This is a genomic window from Rhodoflexus caldus, from assembly GCF_021206925.1.
GTDB lineage: Bacteria > Bacteroidota > Bacteroidia > Cytophagales > Thermoflexibacteraceae > Rhodoflexus > Rhodoflexus caldus.
On record NZ_JAJPRF010000012.1, the window covers coordinates 95,467 to 116,799 of the forward strand.

Below are 21,333 nucleotides of genomic sequence, written 5' to 3' on the forward strand. Positions count from 1 at the left end.
GCTTACTGCTTTTCAAGCTCCATTTCCTCAATTTTACCTGCCGCATTTCTTTTTACATTGACAATTTTGTGCGGTGCTTTTTTCTGGTCTTTCAGGTAATTGAGGTACTTGCTGATAGTAGTCGGGCGGTCATAGTCTTTTTCGCCGTTGAACGTGCCAATGATAATCAGTACGGGCGCATCAGGCGAAACAAACATATTTAATGCTTCCTGAATGCGATTATTGGCGGCAGCCGTATTACCGGAGCCTACAATATCGCGGAAATATTCCTGAATGGTGGGCGCAACTTTAGCAATTTCATTTTTGCGTTTTTCTTCTTCTTCGCGCATGCGGCGTTCTTCCTCTGCACGGCGTGCACGTTCGGCTTTCTCATTGGCTAACTTTTGTTCCAACTGACGAATGAGCGCCTGCACCTCAGGGTCATCTATATTTTGCGCTTTGATGCGGTTCAGTGCCTGCTCACGTTCTTCTATTGACTTACCGTCATCGTTCAGCAAGGCTTGCAAATCGGCTTTTGCTTGTGCTATCTGCTTTGCTTTTGCCTCTTTTGCCTGTTGCTCCGCTAATTTTTTCTTGCTCTTACACGAAGTAGTACCGCCAAGCGATAAGATACCGATGAGGAATATCCACAAATACTTTTGCATAGGTTCAATGGTTATGATACATTTTCGGAAGCCCGAAAGTAATAAAATCGTGCCGAAATCCTCTGCTTTGCGGTAATTTTGGCAAACTAAATCTGATTGCCTTGCTGTATCGTTCTCTCATCCGCCCCCTGCTTTTTCTGATGGATGCCGAAAAGGCGCATCATTTCACCTTCGGCATGATAAAATGGCTGTTGTCGTTGCCATTGGCAAAGGCTATCACGCGCTTATTATTTGCCCCGCAACAGAAGGGTTTGCAAAAAGAACTAATGGGGCTTACTTTTCCCAATCCGATAGGGCTGGCCGCCGGTTTTGACAAAGATGCCCGCCTGATTGATGAGTTGGCATGTTTTGGGTTTGGGTTTATTGAAATCGGGACGCTGACCCCGCGCCCGCAAAGCGGCAATCCACAGCCCCGCCTGTTTCGTTTGCCGCAGGACAGCGGTTTGATTAATCGCATGGGGTTCAATAATGAAGGTGTGGCGGCTGCCGTAGAGCGGCTCAAAAAGCGGCAAACCAATCTGATTATCGGAGGCAACATTGGCAAAAACAAGGATACCCCCAACGAAGAAGCACTTAACGATTACCTTGTCTGCTTTGAGGCACTCTACGACTACGTAGATTATTTTGTGATCAATGTGAGTTCGCCTAATACGCCCGGATTGCGGCAATTGCAGGAAAAAGAACCGCTTACTGCGCTTTTGCAGGCTTTGCAGGCTCGCAATCAACAGAAGCCCCAACCCAAACCCATTCTGCTCAAAATAGCACCCGACCTGACCGAACAGCAATTAGACGATATTGTAGCAATTGTTACAGCCACCCGATTGGCAGGTGTCATCGCTACCAATACCACCATCAGCCGCGAGGGGCTGCAAACCTCCGCAGATACCTTGGCAGCCATTGGCAACGGCGGATTGAGCGGCAAACCTGTTCGCAGCCGTTCAACAGAGGTTATTCGCTATTTGGCGCAAAAAAGCAATAAACACTTTGTTATCATAGGGGTAGGCGGCATTTTTACAGCCGAAGATGTGCGGGAAAAACTCGCCGCAGGTGCCGACCTTGTGCAAGTCTATACAGGCTTTGTTTATGAAGGGCCTGCAATGATTAAAAAAATTTGTGCGCAACTGTAGCAGCCGATACAAGCCTGTAATTGCCTGTATCGGCCGAATATGTGTGTGTAACTTACTGCAATACCATCTTAGGCTTCAACGTGCCGTTGATGATATGTATGAAGCCGTTGCTCGCTTTAATATCAGGCTGTACGATTGTTGCGCCGTCTATCATCACTTTGCCGTTTTTGACTGATACAACAATATCGTAACCCGCCATCGTTTTCAGTTTTTGGCCGTCTTTCAAGTTGGCAAGCGGGAGTGCATTTTCCACAATATGCAACTTCAATAAATTTTGTAAACGGGCTTTATTGGCAGGCTGCATCAACTCATCAATTTTAGCAACTGTCAGCGCCGAATCGGTAGGGGCGAAAACGGTGTAATTCGTGCTGCTTTCTACTTCCAGCATACCGGCCAACTCTGCCGTTTGGAGGGCAGCTACTAACTTGTTCAGTTCCGAATGGAGCTGTGCGGTTTGGGCAATGGTTTTAGGCAAGGCATTGATAGAGTCCTGCACGCGTTTGGCTTCTGCTTCCAAGCGAGCAATAGAATCGGCAATCCGGGCGGAATCTTGACGGGCTTTTTCGTGAGCAGCTTTACCGCCATCGCCGCAAGCACCCAACAGCGCGGAAGCTATCAGCAGCGCCGATATACCGCCGAAGAATTTATGTAGTATCATGGTTAAAAAGGTTTAGTTTACACTGTCAAAGTTAATCGCTTGGAACGTTCAGACAGAAAAAACACGCATCAAATAATGATTAATCTGATTAACTATTAAAATAAAAAAGACGCGCATGGCGCGTCTTTTTTAAACCTTAACCAATAAACAACACATAAAATAAACACATGCTTGGCTGTAGGGGAAGGATTCGAACCTTCACGGGGTCGTTAGGCATCTACAAAGAAAATGAAGCAAGCGATTGATTGATTGATTGATTGATTCATTGTCTCTGTAGGCTTTATCCTGAAATCCCCACCCCCGAGACAGGAGGGCATGGCTGCCGGTTTCATCACCCTACATTGTGAAGTTTTTAATGAAAAGCATTTACATTAAAAACTTTTGAATTATTTTGCCGCGAATTATCGGGATTTTAAAGAACTTTTATTGTGCTGTAGGGGAAGGAGTCGAACCTTCACGGGGTCGTTAGGCACATAAGAAAGTGAAGCAAATGCTTGTTTCACACTCTCGAGGCTTTTTCCGGAATCCCCACCCCCGAGACAGGAGGGCATGGCTGCCAGTTTCATCACCCTACATTGTGATTGTTTTGATGTAGCAAAATTACAATAAACAATCTTAATATTGCAAACTTTGCAACAAAGTTTCTTTAAATTTCGTGAAATCGTAATATTAAATATGTTTTATTGAAAAAATTGTTTTTTGGGTGCACTATGAACGACAAAAATTTAGAAATTGATAATATCGACATCAAGATATTATCTGAGTTGATGAAGGATGCCAAAACACCGTACACCGAAATTGCCGATAAAGTTTGTGTGTCCGGCGGCACAGTACACGTTCGGATGAAAAAGTTGGAAAAGATGGGTATTGTTCGGGGGGCATCGCTCATTATCGATTTTAGCAAACTGGGGTATGACATTACCGCTTTTCTGGGGATTTATTTGCAAAAAAGCTCAATGTATGAAACCGTTTGTAATGAGTTGGCAAAAATCCCCGAAATTCTGACCTTGAATTATACCACAGGTGCGTACAGCATTTTTGCCAAGCTCACTTGCCGCGATACGAACCACTTGCGCGAGGTGCTGTACGAAAAAATTCAGAAAGTCAGAGGAATAGAGCGGACGGAGACGTTCATTTCGCTCGAGGAGCGCATCAACCGTCCGCTGCAAATAGACCAGAATCTGTATAAATAAAATTTAGTCAATAGAAATTTTGTGCCCCATTTTATCGCGCTTCGTGCGTAAGTACTTGGCATTGTGCGGATTAGGCGGGAATTGAATAGGTACGCTTTCTACAATTTCCAGCCCGTAGCCCAACAATCCCGCTCGTTTTTTCGGATTGTTGGAAATGAGCCTGATTTTGCTTACGCCCAAATCACGGAGGATTTGCGCGCCTACTCCGTAGTCGCGGGCATCCATCGGCAAGCCAAGCTCTAAGTTGGCTTCTACGGTATCTCTTCCCTGTTCCTGCAATTTGTAGGCTCTCAACTTATTCACTAATCCGATGCCGCGCCCTTCCTGATTCATGTAGAGCACTACGCCTTTGCCGGCCTTTTCTACCATCTGCATAGCGCCTTGCAGTTGCTTGCCGCAGTCGCAACGGCAAGAGCCGAAAATATCGCCCGTAGCACAGGAAGAATGTACTCGCACCAGTATAGGCTCGTCTTTGTCCCAAGTGCCTTTCACAAGTGCCATGTGAATATCGCCCGTATTGGTTTGGCGGTAGGCAGCTAACTCAAAATCACCGTATTCGGTAGGCATGTGCACGCGTTCCTCCATCACAATCAGCGATTCTTTTTTCAAGCGATACGAAATCAGGTCTTTAATGGCCACTAATTTCAGCCCTTTTTCATCGGCAAAGCGGCGCAATTCGGGCAAGCGGGCAGGTTCGCCGTCTTCGTTCAGCACTTCAATAATTGCCCCGGCAGGATACAGCCCGGCTAAGCGTGCCAAATCAACGCTTGCTTCGGTATGCCCCGCACGGCGCAGTACCCCGCCGTTGAGGGCTTTTAGCGGGAAAATATGCCCCGGACGACGAAAATCTGACGGTTTAGATTCGCTATCGGTGAGTGCTTTAATCGTTTTAGCGCGGTCGGTTGCCGAAATGCCCGTTGTTACACCGTGTCCTTTCAAGTCCACCGTAACGGTAAATGCCGTCTGGTGCATGTCGGTATTTTTGCCGACCATCAGGTCTAAACCCAATTGCTCGCAGCGTTCTTCGGTGAGCGTGCAACAGAGCATCCCTCGCGAAGAAAGCATGAAATTGACCGTTTCGGGGGTAATCAGCTCGGCGGCGCAAACCAAGTCGCCTTCGTTTTCGCGGTCTTCATCATCTACCATAATGATGACTTCGCCACGGCGGATGGCCTCAATGGCCTCTTCAATAGAATCCAGGCGGATAGAATCGTTCGGAGTTGCGTTCATGATAATGTTTTTGCCTGCATTCCTGCAAAGCCTGTAAATAATAAACCTTAAAAAAGCGCTTTGAGTTTTTGAAAGGGCAAAGTTCGCAAAAAACGGTTGCCCGAACAAACCATTAGCCAGAGCAAGGGCAGATAGCTGACCTTGTAGCGCGCCAATGCGCCAATGTTGGGCGAACTGAGCGCCAGCATAGCCGCCAAAGTCGCCGTAAAAGTGGCTGCTGCAATGAGTTCAGCAATATGCTGATTGCCGCCAAGACGCAAACGGATACCCGGTATTAACAACAGCAGCAACAAATTTTCCATGCCTGTCAGTTTGCGAAGCAGATTGCCGCCTTCCCAAGGCATGGGCGCAAACAGTGCGGCTTTCAGCGCAAAAGGCACTTGCCCGATAAGGCTGATGAAATCGGGCTGTAAGTCTAACCAAATCAGATTATCCGCATCGCTGATGGCAACCATGCGCTCGTAGTTCCGATGTACGGCTACTGCCAGTGCATCGGGCGAAAGGTTGGGGTGCAACCGCCCGATAGCCCACAGCAGCAGCGGCAGCAACACGGCAGCAACAGCCAGCGTCAGCCACAGTTGTTTTTGCCATTGAAGCAGCCCATAAATCGCAACGGCAAGCATGGCAGCAGCGAAAATGTAATACTTGACCTCAAAGAGAATCCATGCGGCAAAAGCGGCAACCGCCCAAAAACTAACCGCAGGCAGCACGGATTTTACCCGCGCAATCGGTGTTTTTTGATTATCTTTCGGCAGAAGTCCGCGCTGGGTCAGCCGCAGCACCGCCCAAAAGAGCAGCCCCATAGCCCCCCAGAGCAACGTTTCTTTCAACAGCCCCGCCGACCAAAACACTACCGAAGGCACAAGAAAAAAAGCAATCACAACGGGAATTTTCAGATTTTCATCGCGGCGGCACAGTTCGTTACCCAGCAGCCAGAAGCCCGCAAAGGCAAAAGCGGAAAACCAAGCACTGATGAGCCAAATATTTTCGCCTGCCGCCAAACTTACCAATGCCGTTGTTTTACACATGAAAATAAAAGACGGCGTGAGGTCGGGAAAGCCGTAGAGGTAGTAGAAATCGCCCTGTGGCATATCGTAGGGGAACAGCCAAAATCGCCACAGCGAATCATGCAGTATTTCGCGCAGCAACATACTTTGCCTGAAAGTATGCGCCACGTCGCCGCCGCCGTAATAGCGTTCAAAAACGACAACCACTGCCCACCCTGCCGCTATTTTGAGCAACAGCCCCGGCAAAAAAATGCCGCCCAACGGCTGCGAACGCAACTTTTTCGTCAGCAGGTAAAGCAGCGGCGGCACTGCGAGCAAATGGACGATAAAAGGCAACATGTACGACTAAGCGGCAGCCGAAATTAACGGCTTTTTCCGATATTGCCCCTTACTAACCGATTTCCATGATTTGCATATGAAGCGATTTCTTCTCACGTTTTTGAGCCTGCTCCTATTTGCAGCGGGCGCACGGGCGCAAGCCGATTACTACTACCCCAACAGCGGGCAGATGAACCCCGCCATCCCTACGCCCGAGCAATTTTTGGGCTACCCGATAGGCAGCCATCACACGCGCTACGACCGCATTGTTGCCTATTTTCAGGAATTGGCGCGCCTTTCCGACAAGGCAACTTTTGAGGTATTCGGGCAAACTTACGAGCATCGCCCTTTGGTGGCACTGATAATTACTTCGCCTGCTAACCACAGCCGTTTGGAAGACATCCGCCAAAAGCACTTGCAGCGCAACACGTCCACTGCCTACGATAACGAGCCGATAGTGGTGCAAATTGCTGCCAACGTACACGGCAACGAGGCATCGGGCGGCGAAAGCACTTTGCTCACTGCCTACTACTTGCTGGCTTCGGAAAGCGAGGAAGTGAAAAATTGGCTCAATAACATGGTCATCATCATTGAGCCGGTGCAAAACCCCGACGGGCGCGACCGGTTCAATACGTGGGTGAACATGCACAAGGCAAGCCCCCTCGTAGCCGACCCCTTGGACAGAGAGCATACCGAAGTGTGGCCCGGCGGCAGAATGAACCACTATTGGTTTGACCCTAACCGCGATTGGTTCTTGCTGGTGCATCCCGAAGCGCAGGCACGCGCCCGATTCATCCACAAGTGGCGACCTTATGTATTTGTTGACCACCACGAAATGGGTACCAACAGCACCTTCTACTTTGACCCGGGCAAACCGAGCAGCGATAACCCGCTTGTTCCCGACCGCCTTTACAAGCAAGTGTACCCCAAATTCAGCAAGTATTTTGAGCAAGCCATGAACGGCATCGGGTCGCAGTATTTCACCCGCGAAGTGTTTGACAAACTCTACCCGGGCTACGGTTCCAGCTACATCAACTTCTACGGCGGCGCAGGCTTCCTCTTTGAGCAGGCAAGTTCACGCGGGCATGTGCAGGAAACCCCGACAGGCGAAATTACCTTCGCCTTTACCATTCGCAATCAGTTCCTTTCCGCTTTGGCGACTTTGCGGGCAGCACAAGCCGAGCGCAGCGAACTACTCAACATGCGCCGCGACTTTTTCCGCATCAGCCGCGAACAGGCTGCCCGCAGCCCGATTAAAGGCTATGTATTCGGTGATGCAGGCGACCCGACGCGCACCAATGCCTTTGTCAATTTGTGTTTGCAGCACGAAGTAGAGGTTTACGAAGTGGAAACCCCGCTCAACTTGGGCGGCAACCGCTTTGAGAAAGGCAGCGCCTACATCGTCCCGACCGAGCAGGTGAACTACATCATGGTGCGTTCGCTGTTTGAAAAGGCAATTCCCTATGCCGACAGCTTGTTTTACGATGCTTCTTCTTGGTCAATGGTTCATGCCTTTAACCTGCCCTATGCCGAAATCAGAACAACAGTTGCCAAAGGCGCAAGAGTAACCGCACCGAAAGTTGCCGAGCCGCCTGCCGTTGAAAAAGCACCTTACGGCTACCTCATCCGTTGGACGGACTACAACGCGGCTCAAGCAGTTTATCATCTGCTGGATGGCGGCGCGGTGGTACAATCTGCTTTCCGTCCGTTCAGCATGAACATCAACGGCAAAACCGAAAACTTCGGCTACGGAACTGTTTTCCTGCCCGTTCAGCAGCAAAAAATCGGTGCCGATTCGCTGTTTAATTTGCTCAAAAAAGTACAGGCACGGGCAAAAATCGCCATTCAGGGCATTGCCACAGGCAGAAGCACCGAGGGCATAGACTTGGGCAGCAACTACATCCGCACCCTGAAAAAACCCGAAGTGCTGATGATTGTCGGGCAAGGCGTAAGCCCCTACGAAGCGGGCGAAGTTTGGCACTTGCTTGACCGGCGCGTAGGGATGCCCGTCAGCAAGGTAGAAATCGGCAACCTGAACCGCGTGAACCTGAACCGCTATAACACCGTCATCATGGTAAACGGCACGTACAGCCTTGACAAAAATTTCACCGACCGCCTGAAAATGTGGGTACAAAACGGCGGCACGCTCATTGCGCAAAAGTCAGCCGTTGAGTGGGCAATCAAAAACGGTTTGACCAAAGAAAAACTCATGCCTGCCGATACGGTGAAAAATCCTAAACCCGTGCGCTACGATTACGACAATGCGGTGTACATAGAAGGGGCAAAATCCATAGGCGGCGTTATTTTGGAAATGGACGTGGACACTACTCACCCCATCGGTTTTGGCTTCCACAGCCGCAAAGTGTCAGTTTTCCGCAATGGTACGACCTTCCTCAAACCTTCGGAAAGCCCTTACAATACCATCGGGCAGTACACGGCTAACCCGCTGATTGGCGGCTATTTGTCAGCCCCGAATCTGAAAAAAATGCAAAATGCGCCTGCCATTATCGTAAGTAGCGAAGGTGCGGGGCGCGTGGTACTCTTCACCGACAACCCGAATTTCAGGGGCATTTGGTACGGCACCAATCGCCTGTTTCTCAATGCCCTTATGTTTGGCAGCAACATCACCGTGCCAACGGTTGGCGGCAATCAGGAAGAGGAATAACATTTTGCGGGGATAGGGGCTGCCCTATCCCTGTTTTTTAAAACAGCGCCGTAACCTGCACTCGGCCGATGTGGACGACAGCTTGCCCCGGCGAATTGCGCCCTTCGTATTGCATGGAGAGTTGCAGGCCGTTCCCCAACCGCTGTTGCCAGTTCACCGACCAGTTCAGGTTAGTGCCGGGTTGCAAGGCTTCCAGCAGTTCATAACCCAGCGGAGTGTTGATTTCACCGCCGTAGCGAATGTTTGCCAGTCTGATTCGCGCCTGAATGTTGCGTTTGCTTTCTTGTGCCCAGCGCATTTCTGCCAGCACTTCGTTGAATCGTGCATTGTCCTGTTCGCTGCCTGCGTCTTTTTGCTGATAAACATATGCACCCGAAAGCCGCACTTTGGGTGATGGCTGCCAAGCAATTTCAGGTTTGAACTGCCGCGTGGCGATGGAGTAGTTGCGGTTGGGCATAAAGTCGGAGGCGTTGGCACTTCGGCTGCTGCCCAACTGAATCCGCACATTGAAATCTGAGCCGAAATTCCGCCGCAGGCTCAACTGCCACTCGGTCAGGTTGCGACCTTCAAAGCCATTGGTCAGCAATTGCTTCTGACGCGTTTGCACAAAAGCAAGGTCGCTGCCCCATTTGGGGTCGGTGCGATTAAAAAACAGCGTGCTGCGCAGGGCTTCCTGCGTAGAAAGCAGCGCACTGTCTGCCACCGATGCAAAAGGCAACCATCGGGCGGTCAGTCGTTGGTCAGTCAGGCGGCGGTTGATAGTCCACGCACTTACATTGCTGAATTTTGCCAGCCATTGGCGGATGCCTTTGGCTTTACTCCATGCTTTGGGGAAACCCGCGTTCAGCCGCCAACTCAAACTGTTGGCATAAGCGGGAATATATTCATCGGTAGGTGTAAAAAATTTGATATAGTTGCGCTCGTCGGGGTTGATGGCCAAGTAAAACTCATTGAGTTGCTGAATACCGTCCCCGTTATCATCGCGCCAGGTGTGCGTACCTAATCCGTTATTGACTTGCAGAAATACAAATTCGCGCCGCAATTCGCGCCCACTGTTGTTGGCAAGGGTCAGCTCGCTGCGAATAGCCCGCTGCCATAGGTTGGTGTGCCAGTCCAAACGCCCCATCAGGGTTTCTTCATTTTGGGGAAAATTACCACCGTTGGCCAGATTTTCTAAGTTGCGATAGGTAAGCAGCGCATGAAACCATTGCAAATCCGTGCGTTTTTGCCAGTTCAGATTGGCGGTATGTGCCCGCGTGCCGCGTTGCAGCGTACCTGCCAGCGGTAAAAAATCTTCGCGAAACGCATAAGAGCCGTTGAGTTGAAATTTGGCACTGTCGGCATTGCGTACATAGGCTTTGTGTTCATAAAAATTCATTGCCGTGGAAACAATGCTGTCGCGGTTGGTATTGCGCACAATATTGCGGTCGCTGCTGAACTGATAACCGGGCACAATTTGATTGCCCAAATGCGATACATCGGCAGTAAACCGCTGCCATTCGGAACGGAACGCGCTGCCATTGCGCTCAAAGCGGTTTTGCATCAGGAAGCCCGTTGCTTGCAGTTGCCACTTGCGCCAGAGGTAGCCTGCTTCTGCCCATTGCTGAAAACCATTGGCCTGATTGCCGCGCAGACGGCGCAGGTGTTTGGCCTGTACATAGCGCCTGCCTTTGCGCAAGCCGCCCGAAGCCTGCCAGAGGTAATCATCGGCAGGGATAGAAACAATCCCCAACGATACATCCTCCACCGACCAATCGCGGTCAAATTCAATGTAGCGGAAGCGGTCTATCGGGCGAAAGTTGGCATCGGTGCGGGTAAGCGACAGTTCCGCGTTCCATTCGGCATCCTGCAAAGCTCCCCGCTTGATTTTTTCGCCACCATTGCGGTAGCCGATTTGCAAAGCACTGCCCTTGTTATCTGCATTGCCTTCCGTTGAAAACAGGTTGGCATCCAGTTTACTGAAAGCGGCTTCAGCGAAAACCCTGCCATTGCCGTGCAGGCGATAAGACGCTCCCATCGTTGCCATTTGTCGCTCGTTAGGGGCAGCCAGCAGGCGAACAGGGGCAAAATTGCCACGCCCGATGCCTGCCCAGATGTACTCGCGCCCGTTGGCAGTGGGGCTGCCCCCGATATAATCGCCACGCCCTGCACCTACTTCCGAAAAAGTAATGCTGAATAATTCTCCGCCGGGTTGTCGTGCCCGCTCATAGTAGCGATACGGGCGGCCTTGCAGGATAGTATCGCGGGCGCGGTACAGAATGCGGTTTACGTCCCAGTTTTCTACGGGAAAAACAGCAGGCGCAAGGGCATTATTGAGGCTGTCGCCTATCTGACTCAACAGCAGGCGGTCTTCATTGCTGAGTTGTGCCAGCAGGGGATTGCGGGGGTTGTCGCGCTCGCGGTAAAACTGCCCAAAAACGGTTGTCCGTTCGCCTATTTGTTGCTGATGTTCGGCTTGCAAAATGCTGCGCGCATAGTTTTGCGATACAAATTCCACATCCGCCCGCACCCGTGAAAAACGCGTAATGATGACGCGATTGGTGAAAGTGATTTCGCCCGTGTTGTAATCAATCACATAGTCGTAATTAAAGCCTCTGACTAACAGGCGATTATCCAGAAAAATCCGTTCCGAATTGGCTAAAATGACAACAAATCGCTCACCATCGGGGCCGCGCAGGCGATATGGGCCTAATACGCCTTCCTGAACGTCAATGGTTTGCGAAACGAAGCGCCCTTTGGCAACGCCTACGGCAGCTTTGGATTGCGCACGCACATTGCCCGTACTGTCGCGGGTGGCGTAGTCGCTTTCTATCATGCCGCCCAGTACGTTTTTGTAAAATTTGAGGAAATGTGAAGGCGATTGTTGCTGATTTTGCAGCACGACATCGCCAACGGTCAAAGTGGCCATTTTGTGGCGTAACTTCATCAGCACGCGGTCAAACTGCCTGACTTGCAAGGTGTTGCCTTCGGGCTGAAAAGGCACGTTTTGGTCGGTCAATACTGCCGTAAGGTGCAGGTCTTCGGAAATATTGCCTTCTAATTGCAAATTGAGCGCAGATTGTACAAACACATCTTGTCTGTTACCAAACGCAATGCCGCGCGTCAGGCTGCCGTTTTTCTGTAAGCCCTGCACGCTGAAAAGCTGCTCTCGCGGCGGTGCGCCAATGGAAATAGGCTTGGTCATGTCGGAAGTAACTTGTCCGTAAGCCCCCGAATCATACTGCATCTGGCTGCGTCGGGATAGCGGTTTACTCAAAAGCAGCGGCAGCAGGCGATAGCAAATCCGCACTGAATCGGGCGGACTTTGCGCATTTTCTGTTTGGAAAATCAGTTGATTGGCCTGTAAATCATAACGATACGTCAGTTGTAGCGGAGGAAACACCTCTGCTATGCGAACAGAGGAAGGTATCAGGCTCAGGCTGTCGGGTTGAATGATTGCCACGGCGCGGCTGCCATCTGCCGATTTTTGGAAAGACAGCGGAAAGGTTTTACAAATTTCAGGCGAAGGATTTACCGTGCGTTGTGCGAATAACTGACTCGGACTGCATAGCAGCAAACAGCATACGAATATTGTCCCAATCGCACAAAACAACTTTTTCAATGGGTATTAATCGGCAGGATTTCAGATGGCTTAACTCAAAAATAAGCAAATTTGCAGAAAGGCCTTGCAGAATCGGAAGAAGCCTTTAATTTTGTGGCACATGGGGTGTTAGCTCAGCTGGCTAGAGCGCTTGCATGGCATGCAAGAGGTCATCGGTTCGACTCCGATACGCTCCACAAAGTTCAAACCCTGATAAAGTGCACAACTTTATCAGGGTTTTTTGTTACAGCTTTTCCATCTTCCAATCCGCCACTTCTTTCGCCTGACCCGAAAAGCCGATGCCCAACAGGTAAATTTCTTTGTCGCCTTGTCCCGCAAACGACTTGTAGTAGCCCCTTTCCCTGATTTGTTTGAGCGCGTTTTCTGCCGTGTCGTTCAACTTGAATTCAAAAATGTACACACGGTTACCGTAGCTCATCACCGCGTCTATCCTGCCGCTGGAAACAGATACTTCCGACTGCACAAAAAATCCACAGAGTTTGAAAGCCAGAAACAGTACCGCATGAAAGTACTTTTCCTGATGTTGGTCAAAAATCTGATAGGGAATTGAGGCAAACAAGGTGTTGATACTTGCCATGAGTTCGCCCATCTTGTGGCTGCGAACGGCAAGCGTGATTCTTTTGGCTAATACTGCCCCCTCGGTGCTGTTGGCAAATGCCGCCATGATATATTCCAGCAGCGCCTGCTCCACTTCCTTGTTCGGATAATCTAGTATGAATAAGCCAAATTCGTCTTGCTCGGCAACGGTCAGATAACCTGTTTGAAACAGCAGCGTGTAAAGATTGATGTTGTCTATGTCAAAATTTTCGGTCATCAGCGGCGATACTGCCTTGCGCGAAATGTCATAAATCATCTGTTTTTTGAGCAGTTCTACCAAGAACTTCGGCGTGCCGCTGTCAAACCAAAAGTTCATGAATTTTTGCTCCCCAAAAAAGCGCAAAATAGAATACGGATTGTAAACTCTGTTTTTGCCGTTCCAAGAAAAGCCGTTATACCAAAACTTGATTTGGTCAAGCAGTTCTTTTCTGCTCAAATTTTGTGTAGCGGCAGTAGCCGCAATGTGTGTATCAAAGTTGTACTCTAACTCCTCCTGCGTATAGCCTAATATATTGTGGAAGCGGTCGGATAAAGATAAATCCGTCAAGTTGTTCAAATCAGAAAACAACGATGCCTTAGCAAAACGCGCAATGCCCGTCATGAAGAAAAAGCGGATGTGTTCCGAACTGCCCTTGACTACGCTGTACAGCGTTCGTAAAATTTCGCGGTGCTCGTGTGCCTTTTCGTTTTTGCCGACTTCCAATACGTCGGTAATCGGTTTGTCGTATTCATCAATCAAAATGACCGCCTGCCTGCCCGTTTGCTGATGCAGTTTTTTCATCAGTTCCTCAAACTTAGCGGCAATCGTAGCTTCTTTGAACTGTACATCGTTAGCGGCGGCAATGGCATCCAATCGGTCGTTGATGGCGTTTCGCAAACCTTTGCCTCTGAAATCTATCCGACTGAAATCCAGATGAATAACGGGATTAGTTTCGTTCCAATCTACTTTGTCGTAGATGTACAAACCCTCAAAAAGTTCCTTTTTCCCCTCAAAAATGCACTTCAACGTGCTCACCAACAGCGACTTGCCAAAACGGCGTGGACGGGAAAGGAAATTAAATTTACTTTTGACAACATACACCAACCTGTGTATGAAGTGGGTTTTGTCCACATAAATACACGCTTTGCGGCGCAGTTCTTCAAAATCCTGTTCGCCTGTGGAAAGGACGGGCAAATGTTCCATCATGGCATCAATTTATGCAAAGTTACCCAATTAACGTTGCAGCGGCTTAGTGTCATAGGTAAACTGTAGCGGGTCGGGGAAGATAAACTCATAGCCCAACTCGCGGATGGCTTTGTCGCTGCTGACAATTTTAAAGGGAATCGGTTGTGCGGGTGCTGTGAAGACAGGCGGTTGCCAGCCGAATTTTGCCGCATTGGCAAGGTAAATTTCACGGCGAGTGGGGTGCAGCGGTGCTACGGCGTTGTAAACCTCGCGGGTAATGCCCTTGCGAATCATTGCCAGCAGCAACCCGATGACATCCGCCTGATGAATGAAATTGACGGGAACTTCGCCCGTGTCCACCGTGCGCCCGATGAAATATTTGCCCGGGATGCGGTCTTGTCCCATCAGCCCGCCACAGCGAAGGATAGCCGCGCCAAATTCGCGTTGCAACAGTTGTTCGGCATAAACAATTACGTCTTCTTCGGGGCTGTTTAGGTTGGATGTTTCGGTTACTTCGCCGTTCGTATCGCGATAGACCGATGTAGAACTCACATAAATCACTTGCGGGATGCGGGCTTTTTGCCGCATTTTTTCCGCCAGATAGTCCATGTGTTCGCCGTGTGCGGAAAGCAACCCGTTGCGGCGTTGCGGCGGGATGTTGATAATCAGCAGGTCGCAATCCAGCAACTCGTTGAGTTGGTCGTTGGTAGCCTGCGCAGGCAGATTGACCAAATAAGCGGCAGCACCTTGCGCCTCAACCTGCGCCAATTTTTCGGGGGTGCGGGTTGCCCCCTTGACGCGGTAGCCCTCTTGTACTAACCTGCCCGCCAGCGGCATTCCCAGCCAGCCGCAACTCAATATGCTAATGGTTTGCATCGGATTGTCGTTTTTTTGATTTTTCACCACAAAGGTCGGCAAGATTTTCCTCAGCGCCCGCAGAGAAGATTCTTTGCAGCTACATACAGGCTGCAACCATGCCGCAAATTGCCTGCACAAGCACCAATCCGTCCACTATTGTCAGGTAATACATCAACGACCGACGGCGGCGCAGCGTGTACAACACCGCCGGCAACAAAACCATCGGCAGCAGCATCCAAGCCGTGTATGAGATTTGCCAATGCAGATATTGCGAAAACAGCAGCAACCCGATGCAGCCTACTCCTGCCAAAGGCATCAATTGCCCAAACAGCAACTGCCGCAATCCGCTTCTGACCACCCACGTGTGAAGGGCAGCCTGCGAATCGCCCGCGTAGTCTTTGATGTCAAAGGCGGCGGCAATGACTGCCAAAAACATCCACCGATGCAGCAAAAGCACCGTGATGTGCGCCGTGAACATGCTTTTGCCCGATGTCCATTGCAGCCAAAGCAGCGGCACAATGCCCGTGCATCCCGTCCAAACCAATGCGATGATAAAAGGTTTGAAAAAGCCCCATTTGCGCAGCCGAAAAGGCAATTGGCGAGCATCGTACAAAAACGCAATTATCGGGAAGGCAGCGGCAAGCAGCAGTTCTTGCAGGCGAACATTTGCCGACAGCCGCTCAAAGTTTTCGGCAACTAACCACAGCCCTGCAAGCAGCAACCCTATGGGCAGGGCGGCCTGTTGCAGGCGTATCGCTTGCCGATTGCTTTGCAGCCATATTGTTCGGGCATCGTCTGCGGGCATCGCACCTTGCAGGAAAGCACGGGTATAAAACCAAACGGTCGCCATGCCTGTTGCCAAAAGCCACGCCGCAGGGGGCAACGCACCGACCGCCTGAACGGTTATTTCGGCACTTAGCGCGGCGGCACAAACGCCGTAGAAATAGTTACCGTAGAAAATGCCGCGCACCCTATTCCACTTTCACAAACTTTGTAACCATGCGTTCTTCGCCGTTGGCATCGGCGGCATAGACAAAGTAAACGCCGCCGCGGGTAGTGCGCCCCTGATAGTCTAAGCCGTTCCAAACGGCGGTGCCGCCTTCGGCGCGGGTTTCATAGACCAAACGCCCCGCCGCATCGGTAATTTTGACCGAAACATTGGCTGCCAGACCGTCTAAGGTAATCAAACCGCTGAATGCGGGCGGCACGGGATTGGGAAATACGCGCACATCGGCAAAGGTTCTGCCTGCATCGGTGGCAGTGCCGCGAAACGATACCAAGCCTTTGTCGGTTGTGAAAAACACTTCGCCCGTTTGCGGATGAATGCTGATATGGCGCACCTCATCGGAAAGCAGCGGGCTGTTGGCTGCCGTGAAGTGGTAAATTTCCCGTGAGCCGTCGGCGGAAAAGAGCCATGCGCCGCGTGCCGTGCCTATCCATTTGCGGTTGCCGCCGTCTATGGCGATGGCGTAAACGGTTTCGCCGCGCAGCAGTTCGCGCAGGTTGAACACTATGCGCTGTGCATCGGAATTGTTGTTTACGGCTGAGGCTGCATCAAAAAATACGGCAATGCCGTTGTCCGTACCGACCCACATGGCGCCTTGTCGGTCGTTGGCAAGTGCCAGCACATTGGGCGAAGGCAAAGCCCCCTGCCCGCGCTGCGTACCCAAAAGCCGCACGCGCCCGTTTTCGGCTACGATGGCAAGCCCGCCGCCCGTAGCAGGGTTGAACGGAATCCATGCGTTGCCTGCATCGTCGGTTGTGGGTGCAAGTGCGTTGCCGCCGTTGAATGCGCCTGTGGGGTATTCCCGCCAAGTGCCGTTGGGTGCGCGGCGAAATACCGAAGGGTTGTTGCCCGTACCCAAAGCCGTGAGCCACAATCCCCCGCGACCGTCGTCGGCTATGCCGCTGATGCGCACGTTAGGCGCGTCGGTTGCCCTTTGCAGCCGATTTGCCGAAGGTTGCCACGTCCACAAGCCGTCGGCAAAAGAAGCCAGCCAAACCCGTTCCGCATCGGCAGCAACCGCCATGAGCCAATCGCGGACGGGCGGCAAAGCGTTCGGGTTGCCTGCCGCATCGTTGTAGTTTGTCCATTTGCCCGAAGAAAAAACCGAAAAGCCGTCGGTGTTATTTTCGGGCTGACCGTTGGCGGTAAAGCCGCCGTAAAAAGCCGTAATATTTCCGTTAACAAATGCGGTTCGGCGCACCAAAGGGGCAAACAGTCCCGCGGGCGAAAGGTTGCGCACCGTTGCACCGCTGATTTGCAGAAGTCCGCTTTCAAAATCGGCGATGTAGCGGATAGTGCCTGCCCGCAGCGATTGGCGCGGCATCCGCAATTGGGGATGAGTGATAACCTGCATTTGCCCCGTTGTTACCCATTCAATCAGTCGCCCGTCGGCAAGGCAGACGCTTGCCCCATCGGCTTGCAGCGCGATGTGATTGTATTGAGCCGCAGGCAGTTGCAAGCGCGTCCATCTGCCGTTGTCATAACGGAATACGTCGGAAAAATTCACGCCTGCCAGCAACAGATTGCCCGCCGCGGCTACGGTGCGCAAGTTGGTTGAGGCAAAAACGGTGCGCCAATTGCGAAAGTCCAACCGATTGACCGAAGCGGCTAAGGAAGTTGCCCGCAGCCCTTGCGAAGTGGCAGCAAAGAGGCTGTCGCGCAGGATAGCCGTTTGAAAAATCGCTACCGTTTCGCCGTTGCCGCCCAAGTTGAGGTAGTTTTCGCGCAGGCGTTTGGCGTTCATGTCCACTACGGCAATGCCAAACGGCAGCGACAAATACGCCAGATTGTTCTGTATCAGCACATGATTGATGCGCCGTGCAGCCTGAATGCCTATGAGCGGCGCGGTTGCCAGCGTGCGGATGTTGATAACGGTTTCATCGCTCAACAGGTCAATTTGCCCGTCGGTATAGCCGATTACCAGCGTTTTTGAAGGTTCGTGCCATGCCAAGGCACTGAAATTATTGCCCGTCAGTCCGTCGGTTTTGTCAATGGTTTGTGTTTCGCCGTCGGTTTTGCGGTAGCGCATCAGCCCGTTTGCGGAAGCGGCATAAATCCATTCACCCGCATCTGCCAGTGCGGTCATCTGCCGAAACGAAGGATGCAGCCGCCACGCCCCGACGGGAATTTCCTGCGCGGCGACAAGGTGTGCCAATAGCAGCAACGCCCATAGGAACGATTGTAGGGACAGGGCGTGCCCTGTCCCTACCGGAATGCGCCCTGTCCCTACATGTATGTGTATATCATTTTTATTCAAAAACATCTTGCAGAGATTTAGGACAGTATTTTCTGTTATCCTACCGAAACGAAGGATCAAAACGCCTCACCCATTCCTCAAAAACGGGAACGCGGATGCGATACTTTCCGTCGGGGGCTTGAACAACAAAACCGTGATTTAACAGCCGTTGCAAAGCGACTTTGTCGGTAATCGGTTCGCCTTTGATAATTTGGCGCACCGTTTGCTTCTCGGGGGTATTCTCCCCTTCCGCAGTGCCGCGCTGTTCCGCGTTCGGTACGCAAAATTCACCCCAAAATATCTCCGTAATGCCGTTGACGGGCTGGTAAATATCGTCTTTAAGGACTTTTTCCAAATCCTTTCGGGTAAGTTGCGCTCGTGCGTTCAGGTTGGCAAGTGCCACCAGCCCTTTACAAATGCGTTGAATCATTTCGGGATGCCCTTGCGTGAGGCGAAATATTTCTTCGGGTATGCCGTTTTCATAGCTGATTTTGCCCTGTACGGGTTCGGTAACCAATTTTCGGGTTTGTTCTTCGTTGAAATAGTCCAACGAAAGTTTTTCCGCTCCCGTCATGCGCGAAGCCCAGTCGGGGCGGTGTAGTTCGGTGAAAAAGGCACTGCCCGCCAACAGGAAAACCACCTCGCTTTGCTTTTGCAGCAAACTGCGCATACTGTCCAATACTGCCGCACCCGCATCCGCATCTCGGCTAAGGGCATGGTGCAAACACTCGTATTCGTCTAAAATAATCAGCAAACGGTAGCCCGTTTGGGCTGCGCCGCTTTCCAAATATGATTTTACGCTTTCCCATGCTTTTGTCCACGACTCGGGCAGTGCCTCCGTCGGCTCGGGTAATTGCAGCGCGCGGGCTGCCTCAGCGCGAATGCTCGCCAGCATTTTGATGAAATGTTGGTGCGGCTGTGCCTTATCGGCAATGATGCCTTGCAGGTCTATAAGTACCGTTTTGGTGCGCGACCCCATCAGGCGCGATAAAAAGCGCAGCAAACTCGTTTTTCCTACGCGCCGTTGCCCTTGCAGAAATACAACGGGTAAGCCTTTGCTTCGCAGCAGCTTTTCCGTCAGTTCGCGCTCCGCGTCTTTGCGCTCCACGTAAATGTGCTCATTTCGTTCGGGGGACAAGGGGTTGCCTGCCCGATAGGGATTGAGCATAATTTTTTGCTCAACAGCCAAACGCTCTTCCGCCTCCCGTAACCTGTCCGATGCCCGCTCTATCCACATGGAAAGAGCAGGCTCATATTCGGTGCACCACAACGGGGATTCGCCTTTGAGCGTGTGTTCTTTCCACTCGTTCAGGCTGCGAACCAAGTCTTCCAAAGCCTCTTTTTGGTCGCTTAATTCTTGGCGGGCTTCAAAGGCTTGGATGTCTTGTATCGTGTTTTCCAAAAGGTGCAGCCATCGGCTGCTCGGCACATATCGGTTGGGGTTTTCGGTAAACAGCAGAAAAGAGGATTTTCGCTCGGCAAGCAACTCCGCGCTGAGCGGCTGACGACGCATTTCTGCCGAAAAAACCGCATGAAGTATTTTGGCGGCTAAGCTGCGTTGTAAAGGACGATACTCTATAATAAAATTAAAAAACTTAAATCCTATTAATGGATTTAGTTTAGCCTCATTACATAATTTTTGATCTATGAACGGTAAACTAATAACCAAAGTACCGTCCCACAAGTATGGATTATTATATAGTGAAGCAGAAAATATATAACGCGGTAGATAATAAACAAGTAAAAATATTCTTAATATGCCAACACTAAAACGAAAACCTGCAGGTAGCAAGCCGATAGGTGAGTATAAAAGTAAACTTCCAGCTAAACTAATAACTAAAATATAAATTAAGATAGAAGCGATAAAGATTATCAATCCAGTAATGAGAATGGTAGATAAACCGAAAGATAATCCTAAACTTGTACCCACTGATAAACTGAGACTTATCCCTAAACTTAAGCCTCTAGTAAAACTATAAGCCACTGCTAAGCCATAAATAAGGCCAAAAGATATACCAAAAGTGAAACCAAGCCACGATATATGATTGATTAATAATAGCCAACGCTCACTAACATAGGTCATCTGTCGAAATTCTTCTATCAACTCGGGTTGAAAATATTTTGGATAAACTAAAGGAATATTTGTAATAGATAATATGCTCAGCAATATTACAAGACTTAAAGCAGTAAGTGTAACAGTAAACGGATATATTTTAAGTAATGCGTACAATCTATATCTGCGTGAACTATTATTTTCGTTCAACAAACTTTCATGCCTTTTAAGTAGTAGGGGCTCAAAAATCGTCCATTTCCAGAGTTCCCAAGCAGAGCGTGGTTCTTCGGGTTTATAGAAGGGGTTTGTTGTATCCATATCGGTCTATTGAAACAGGTTTTGCAGAAATTCCCAAACGGTTTGCCATTTCCATGCGCTTGCACCGGCACTGCCGATGCCTGCACCTGTCGCTATTTTTTTCCCAAAAGGAAGTTTTTTGAACCATATCCATAACTTATCGGCTCTTGTTATTGTGAGTAATTTTTCTATCAGTCCCACCCAACGATTAATAGTTTTATCAAGATGGTCTAATTGTTTCTCTAAATCAGGCGCATAAGTTCGGGCATAATCTTTTTTCCACTTATGAATTAGCAATGTAAGAAAGGTAGCCTGTCCTTTTTGTGCTAATAAATCAGGGTCTGCCACTAATTCATCTGCGATATGTCTTAATAAACTGTAAGGCTGAGGGTAAAGGCGTATTTCTTCTGTCAGATGCTCATGCAGTTGATTTTCCTCAAGCCATTGCCAACTTGTTTGAGGTATTCTGCGTTTGTATTCTTCTTTTACCTGTTCGGTACGCAGGTCAGGTATCTTCTTGTAGGAAGAGAATTTTACGGGTGAGCCGACAGCAAAAGTAGACCTTTTGGTTGGTGATTATCAGTGAATTACCTAATTTTACTTGGTGATTCTTTCAAATTTATATAACTATGGCAAGTATTTTTCACACGTTGCACGTCGCATCTTAAAAGTGACAAG

Annotated in this window: 14 protein-coding genes and 1 tRNA gene; 4 read left to right on the forward strand and 11 right to left on the reverse strand. The window is 50.1% G+C overall.

Translation table 11 applies throughout. The features are described from left to right. Positions 1 to 2: 2 nt before the first annotated feature. The gene (locus tag NDK19_RS12965) at positions 3 to 644 is read right to left on the reverse strand and encodes a hypothetical protein (protein WP_250632320.1); all 642 of its coding nucleotides are present in this window, start codon (positions 642 to 644) and stop codon (positions 3 to 5) included. 104 nt (positions 645 to 748) lie between these two features. On the opposite strand from NDK19_RS12965, the gene NDK19_RS12970 reads away from it, so the two are divergent. Then, positions 749 to 1,771 carry a quinone-dependent dihydroorotate dehydrogenase gene (locus NDK19_RS12970; RefSeq protein ID WP_250632335.1) on the forward strand — a complete coding sequence of 341 codons (1,023 nt, stop codon included), beginning with the start codon at positions 749 to 751 and terminating at the stop codon, positions 1,769 to 1,771. 52 nt (positions 1,772 to 1,823) lie between these two features. On the opposite strand, the gene NDK19_RS12975 is transcribed toward NDK19_RS12970, so the two are convergent. Beyond that, entirely contained in the window at positions 1,824 to 2,429 is a 606-nt protein-coding gene (locus NDK19_RS12975) for a fasciclin domain-containing protein (protein WP_250632321.1), read from the reverse strand. A 710-nt stretch (positions 2,430 to 3,139) separates the two neighbouring features. On the opposite strand from NDK19_RS12975, the gene NDK19_RS12980 reads away from it, so the two are divergent. Further along, entirely contained in the window at positions 3,140 to 3,622 is a 483-nt protein-coding gene (locus NDK19_RS12980) for an Lrp/AsnC ligand binding domain-containing protein (RefSeq protein WP_250632322.1), read from the forward strand. 3 nt (positions 3,623 to 3,625) lie between these two features. On the opposite strand, the gene NDK19_RS12985 is transcribed toward NDK19_RS12980, so the two are convergent. Together NDK19_RS12985 and NDK19_RS12990 are read right to left on the reverse strand one after the other, a co-directional pair. After that, positions 3,626 to 4,852 (reverse strand): bifunctional 3,4-dihydroxy-2-butanone-4-phosphate synthase/GTP cyclohydrolase II, encoded by a 1,227-nt coding sequence (locus NDK19_RS12985; RefSeq protein ID WP_250632323.1) that lies wholly within the window; start codon positions 4,850 to 4,852, stop codon positions 3,626 to 3,628. A gap of 47 nt (positions 4,853 to 4,899) precedes the next feature. Then, positions 4,900 to 6,198, reverse strand: a complete 1,299-nt coding sequence (locus tag NDK19_RS12990) for a hypothetical protein (RefSeq protein WP_250632324.1) — start codon at positions 6,196 to 6,198, stop codon at positions 4,900 to 4,902. 76 nt (positions 6,199 to 6,274) lie between these two features. Between NDK19_RS12990 and NDK19_RS12995 the strand changes: the two genes are divergently transcribed. Next, positions 6,275 to 8,842, forward strand: coding sequence for a M14 family zinc carboxypeptidase (locus NDK19_RS12995; RefSeq protein WP_250632325.1), 2,568 nt, complete (start codon positions 6,275 to 6,277; stop codon positions 8,840 to 8,842). A gap of 37 nt (positions 8,843 to 8,879) precedes the next feature. Here the strand turns inward: NDK19_RS12995 and NDK19_RS13000 are convergent, their stop codons facing one another. Then, positions 8,880 to 12,398, reverse strand: coding sequence for a hypothetical protein (locus NDK19_RS13000; RefSeq protein ID WP_250632326.1), 3,519 nt, complete (start codon positions 12,396 to 12,398; stop codon positions 8,880 to 8,882). 147 nt (positions 12,399 to 12,545) lie between these two features. Between NDK19_RS13000 and NDK19_RS13005 the strand changes: the two genes are divergently transcribed. After that, a tRNA-Ala gene (locus tag NDK19_RS13005) sits at positions 12,546 to 12,619 on the forward strand. A gap of 47 nt (positions 12,620 to 12,666) precedes the next feature. Here NDK19_RS13005 and NDK19_RS13010 read toward each other — a convergent pair. The 6 genes from NDK19_RS13010 to NDK19_RS13035 form a co-directional block, all read right to left on the reverse strand. Continuing rightward, positions 12,667 to 14,226, reverse strand: a complete 1,560-nt coding sequence (locus NDK19_RS13010; RefSeq protein ID WP_250632327.1) for an ATP-binding protein — start codon at positions 14,224 to 14,226, stop codon at positions 12,667 to 12,669. A gap of 27 nt (positions 14,227 to 14,253) precedes the next feature. Further along, positions 14,254 to 15,081, reverse strand: coding sequence for an SDR family oxidoreductase (locus NDK19_RS13015; RefSeq protein WP_250632328.1), 828 nt, complete (start codon positions 15,079 to 15,081; stop codon positions 14,254 to 14,256). Positions 15,082 to 15,160: 79 nt separating this feature from the next. After that, positions 15,161 to 16,033 carry a UbiA prenyltransferase family protein gene (locus NDK19_RS13020; RefSeq protein ID WP_250632329.1) on the reverse strand — a complete coding sequence of 291 codons (873 nt, stop codon included), beginning with the start codon at positions 16,031 to 16,033 and terminating at the stop codon, positions 15,161 to 15,163. 1 nt (position 16,034) lies between these two features. Then, positions 16,035 to 18,332 (reverse strand): type IX secretion system anionic LPS delivery protein PorZ, encoded by a 2,298-nt coding sequence (gene porZ / locus NDK19_RS13025; RefSeq protein ID WP_250632330.1) that lies wholly within the window; start codon positions 18,330 to 18,332, stop codon positions 16,035 to 16,037. Between the two features lie 34 nt (positions 18,333 to 18,366). Next, entirely contained in the window at positions 18,367 to 19,818 is a 1,452-nt protein-coding gene (locus tag NDK19_RS13030) for an AAA-like domain-containing protein (RefSeq protein ID WP_250632331.1), read from the reverse strand. A gap of 864 nt (positions 19,819 to 20,682) precedes the next feature. Then, a complete protein-coding gene (locus NDK19_RS13035; protein ID WP_250632332.1) occupies positions 20,683 to 21,003 on the reverse strand; it encodes a hypothetical protein in 321 nt (106 codons plus the stop codon). Between the last annotated feature and the right edge of the window lie 330 nt (positions 21,004 to 21,333).

Coding starts and splice junctions, on each gene's coding strand:
- NDK19_RS12965 (WP_250632320.1), bottom strand. CDS start 644: ATGCAAAAGTATTTGTGGATATTCCTCATCGGTATCTTATCGCTTGGC.
- NDK19_RS12975 (WP_250632321.1), bottom strand. CDS start 2,429: ATGATACTACATAAATTCTTCGGCGGTATATCGGCGCTGCTGATAGCT.
- NDK19_RS12980 (WP_250632322.1), top strand. CDS start 3,140: ATGAACGACAAAAATTTAGAAATTGATAATATCGACATCAAGATATTA.
- NDK19_RS12985 (WP_250632323.1), bottom strand. CDS start 4,852: ATGAACGCAACTCCGAACGATTCTATCCGCCTGGATTCTATTGAAGAG.
- NDK19_RS12990 (WP_250632324.1), bottom strand. CDS start 6,198: ATGTTGCCTTTTATCGTCCATTTGCTCGCAGTGCCGCCGCTGCTTTAC.
- NDK19_RS12995 (WP_250632325.1), top strand. CDS start 6,275: ATGAAGCGATTTCTTCTCACGTTTTTGAGCCTGCTCCTATTTGCAGCG.
- NDK19_RS13010 (WP_250632327.1), bottom strand. CDS start 14,226: ATGATGGAACATTTGCCCGTCCTTTCCACAGGCGAACAGGATTTTGAA.
- NDK19_RS13015 (WP_250632328.1), bottom strand. CDS start 15,081: ATGCAAACCATTAGCATATTGAGTTGCGGCTGGCTGGGAATGCCGCTG.
- porZ (WP_250632330.1), bottom strand. CDS start 18,332: ATGTTTTTGAATAAAAATGATATACACATACATGTAGGGACAGGGCGC.
- NDK19_RS13030 (WP_250632331.1), bottom strand. CDS start 19,818: ATGCGTCGTCAGCCGCTCAGCGCGGAGTTGCTTGCCGAGCGAAAATCC.